Genomic DNA, 4,610 nt, shown 5'->3' with positions numbered 1-4,610 from the left:
CAAACAACCTTGGAGCAAAAACCAGTTTGTAGACAGTAAATTAGAACTGCAGCCTGCGGATTGGGTATGGATATTTAGTGATGGCGTTAAAGACCAATTTGATGAAGTATACCAAAAAAGGTTTGGTATAAAAAGATTGAAAGAACTTTTCATACGTGTTACACATCAATATGAAAATGCTGCTGATGTAGAGAAAGCTCTACTCATGACAGGAAGAGAGTGGATGGGACAAGCAGAACAAACCGATGATATTATTTTAGCAGGATTTAAGATTATTTAAGATTTGATTGGTTTAATTGTAAATTACTAAACAAACAGCAATTCCTCTATCAAAAAGATTTCATATTTGCTAATGTCAGCGAGCTTGTAATACTAATTTCAAAAATTAATGTATTTGTGTGCTTCATAAGTTTGAATTTATCAATAAGTATCGTAGTTTTACAGCCGAAATTTTAATACCAGATATGCAAAGAGTAAAATATAAGCTTAGTCCGCACATGATAGCATGGATACTTCACCGTTTAACGGGAATTGCTATCGTGATATATTTAATTTTACATGTTTGGGGACTAAAAGCCTTAGCTCAAGGTCCTGAACAGTTCAATCATCTGATTGCAAAATATCATCTTCCTATATTCAAAGTTGGAGAAATTCTACTTTTAGCTGCTTGTGCTTACCATGCTTTCAATGGGTTTAGAATTGTGTTAGTAGATTTATTAGGTTGGTCAAATAAGCAAAAAAGAATGTGGTACATAGCAGCAGGGTTAGCAATTCTTATCGTTATTATAGGAGGATATCCTAGCTTGATGGCAATAGTAGGTTAAAAATGAAAAGAAAGGAGAAAAAATATGGCAAATTATCAATATGGACAATCTTCTAAGTCTAATGCATTCAATTGGTTTTTTCACAGAATATCAGGAACTTTATTGATATTTTTCTTAGCCACTCATTTTTGGATACAGCACTACAATAGTACTACACAGTCTGTAGGACATAAGTCCATTAGTAGCGCAGAGATTGAGAATGTACATCAGGGTATGAAAGAAAACACTTTGGGTTACCCTGATGAAAGCAAAATCACTCCTTATGATAGGGTTATGTTAAGACTTAAAGACCCAAATTATGCAATTTTATGGAAAGCATTTAACATTCTTTTTTTAGTTTTTGCACTGCATCATGGTTTCTACGGACTTAACAACATTATATCTGACTATGTCAGAAATGGCACAGCAAGGGCGATTGCGATTACAGCATGTTGGTTGGTAGCAGCAGGTTTATTTGTAATAGGCACTTACTCTACTATTGTAGCAGGATTAGACTTGGGTCAAGCAGCAGTAGCTTGGCTTCCATAAAGTGTTTGAACTTATCTTTGTATTACTTGTTTTGTAAATTTAGAATTTCTCATATACAAAAGAAAGATATGATTATTGAGCATGATGTAGTAATAGTAGGCGCAGGTTTAGCAGGCTTGCGAGCCGCTATTGAAAGCGCCGAAAAATATAATGTAGCAGTGGTAAGTAAATTACATCCTTTGCGCTCTCATTCGGGTGCAGCGCAAGGCGGAATTTGTGCCGCTTTAGGTAACGAAGAAGAAGATAACTGGATATGGCATGCTTTTGACACTGTAAAAGGTGCAGACTATTTAGGCGACCAAGATGCCATTGCTCAAATGTGCTACGATGCCCCCAAAGCTATACGCGAAATGGAGCATTTTGGTGTCCCTTTCTCACGTACAGAAAAAGGGCTGATTGCACAGCGTCCCTTTGGCGGGCACACTCGAAACTTTGGTGAAGCCCCTGTTCGTAGAGCTTGCTACGCAGCAGATAGAACAGGACATGTATGCTTGCATACTCTCTACGAAAACTGTATAAAACGAAATGTACGTTTCTACCCCGAAGTGCAAATGTTAGATATCATCATCAACGAAGAGGGAGAGTGTGCAGGAATTGTAGCTATGGACATACGCACAGGGGAGGTACACATTTTTCACTCTAAAATTACAATGTTAGCCACAGGCGGACTTGGGCGAATTTATCAAACTACTTCTAACGCACACGCAAATACAGGCGATGGAGTAGCTATCATCCTTCGCAAGGGGCTACCTGCTGAAGACATGGAATTTGTTCAATTTCACCCCACAGGCTTGTACAGATTAGGCATTTTAGTTACTGAAGGTGCAAGAGGAGAGGGCGGCATTTTGCTCAATAATAACGGCGAGCGCTTCATGGCAAAATATGCTCCTACAGTAAAAGATCTTGCCCCACGCGACATGGTTTCGCAATGCATATACAAAGAAATTCAAGAAGGTAGAGGAATTAACGGTCAACCCTATGTGCACCTAGATTTAACTCACTTGGGCTTAGCCGAAATAGAGAAAAAATTACCCGAAATTGCTACTTTTGCTAAAATCTACTTGGGCATAGACCCTTCAAAAAGTCCTATCCCCGTAGCACCAACCTGTCATTATGCTATGGGAGGCATACCGACCGACATGAACTGCCACGTACGTAGCAATGAAAAAGATGGCTTTGTTAAAGGATTGTATGCCGCAGGTGAATGTGCTTGCGTGTCCGTCCACGGCGCTAACCGATTAGGCACAAACTCACTTTTAGACTTGGTTGTCTTTGGCAGAAGAGCCGCCTTAGAGATTCTCAAAGAACTAGAAACCGAAGGCACTAAAAAACCTCATTTACCTAAAAACGCCGATGCCAAAGTCAAAGAAAAAATCAACCAAATTTTCTCTAATAATGATGGTGAAAGCGCCGCTATTGTACGCGAAGACTTACAAAAAATGATGACCCGCTGCGCAAGTGTGTTCCGTACCGAAGAAATTATGCAAGAAGGCGTAAAAGAATTAGAACAAATTCGCAAACGTGCAAGAAAAGTTAAAATTAAAGATAAAGGTAAAGAATTTAACACCGACTTGATGGAAGCTTTAGAACTAGAAAACTTAGTTACCGTTTCTGAAGCCGTATTGGTAAGTGCACTTAACCGTAAAGAATCTCGCGGCGCACAAGCCCGAGTAGACTACCCCGAACGCGATGACACAAACTGGATGAAGCATACTTTCTTCTACACAGATGATAACGGATATACTGAAATAAAATATAGACCCGTAAACATGGCACTAGCGGAAAGTAACGAAGAATACGCCGATAAATTCAAGCCTCGTGTGAGAAAATACTAACCTAACTTATGATACTCTCTTGAAGCCCTCAATGAAAGAGGGCTTTTTTAATTTCCCAACATTTCAATCTTTTCTATTTTTGCAAAACTACTATGGAACTTCAACAAAATACTTATACCATACAAGGAATACCTGTACTAGACATTTGCAATGAATTTGGAACTCCGTTGTACGTGTATGACACAAATATTATAGACCGTCAATACAAACGATTGATAAGTGCTTTTGCTACCGTTCCACTAAAAATAAAGTACGCATGTAAGGCTCTCAATAACTTATCTATTCTCAAATTTATGCGCAAAATAGGCACAGGCTTAGATGCTGTTTCTATTGAAGAGGTAGAACTTGGAATTATGGCAGGATTCGACCCTCATGAAATACTCTTTACACCTAATAGCGTAGGTTTTGACGAAATCAAAAAAGCTGTTGAGTACGGCGTAATGGTAAACATTGACAATATTTCAATCTTAGAACAGTTCGGTCATGAGTATGGAAATACAGTACCTTGCTGTATTCGTATCAATCCTCATATTGTAGCTGGGGGAAATGCTAACATTCAAGTTGGACACATAGACTCTAAGTTCGGTATTTCATACCAGCAAATAAAGCATATTTTACGAGTAGTTCGTTCTTATCATATCAAGGTCATTGGGCTGCACATGCATTCAGGTTCGGATATTTTAGACCCAAATGTTTTTCTACAAGGTGCCGAAGTGTTATTTGATTTAGCAGAGCACTTTCCTGACCTCGAATTTATGGACTTTGGAAGTGGCTTCAAAGTACCTTACAAAGATGACGATATCGCCACAGATATTGAGGAATTAGGGCAAATTATGAGCAAAGCTTTTATGGACTTTTGCAATCGGTATGGTAGAACCTTAGAACTTTGGTTTGAACCTGGTAAATTTTTAGTTAGTGAAGCAGGATATTTTTTTGTCAAGGTCAATACTATAAAATACACGACCACAGGAGTTTTTGTAGGCGTCAATTCAGGGCAAAATCACCTTATTAGACCTATGTATTACAATGCTTATCACAAAATTATTAACGTAAGTAATCCACAAGGGCTGCCTAAAATTTACAATGTGGTAGGATACATTTGCGAAACGGATACTTTTGGCTATGACAGAAAAATCAGTGAAATACGAGAAGGGGATATATTATGCTTCAAAAATGCAGGTGCGTATGGCTTTACTATGAGTTCTAACTATAATGCTCGTTTGCGCCCTGCGGAAGTAATTATATACAATGGCAAACCTTTTTTAGTTCGTAAAAGAGAAACATTAGAAGATATTATTAAAAATCAAATTATGATAGACTTTTAGAATATTCCTTTAATTTTTTTATTTTGGGCGTGCCCCTTGCTGCGCAAGGGTCGGGGCATTCCGCACTGCGCTTCGCTTCGGTGCTTCGCTAACGCTGC

The 4,610-nt window shown here is 38.4% G+C and carries 5 protein-coding genes; all 5 read left to right on the top strand.

From position 1 onward, the window contains the following. A partial coding sequence (locus tag NZ519_12380; GenBank protein MCS7029551.1) for a SpoIIE family protein phosphatase occupies positions 1-280 on the top strand: 280 nt, incomplete at its 5' end. A 118-nt stretch (positions 281-398) separates the two neighbouring features. After that, complete coding sequence (gene sdhC / locus NZ519_12375; GenBank protein ID MCS7029550.1) at positions 399-824, top strand: succinate dehydrogenase, cytochrome b556 subunit; 426 nt, start codon at positions 399-401, stop codon at positions 822-824. Between the two features lie 24 nt (positions 825-848). Further along, positions 849-1,352, top strand: coding sequence for a succinate dehydrogenase hydrophobic membrane anchor subunit (locus tag NZ519_12370; protein MCS7029549.1), 504 nt, complete (start codon positions 849-851; stop codon positions 1,350-1,352). Positions 1,353-1,420: 68 nt separating this feature from the next. Next, the gene (gene sdhA / locus NZ519_12365; protein ID MCS7029548.1) at positions 1,421-3,187 is read left to right on the top strand and encodes a succinate dehydrogenase flavoprotein subunit; all 1,767 of its coding nucleotides are present in this window, start codon (positions 1,421-1,423) and stop codon (positions 3,185-3,187) included. Between the two features lie 92 nt (positions 3,188-3,279). Next, a complete protein-coding gene (lysA, locus tag NZ519_12360; protein MCS7029547.1) occupies positions 3,280-4,512 on the top strand; it encodes a diaminopimelate decarboxylase in 1,233 nt (410 codons plus the stop codon). Positions 4,513-4,610 lie beyond the last annotated feature (98 nt).

The organism is Bacteroidia bacterium (assembly GCA_025056095.1).
Lineage (GTDB): Bacteria > Bacteroidota > Bacteroidia > JANWVE01 > JANWVE01 > JANWVE01.
This window is presented reverse-complemented; position numbering and strand designations above follow the sequence as displayed.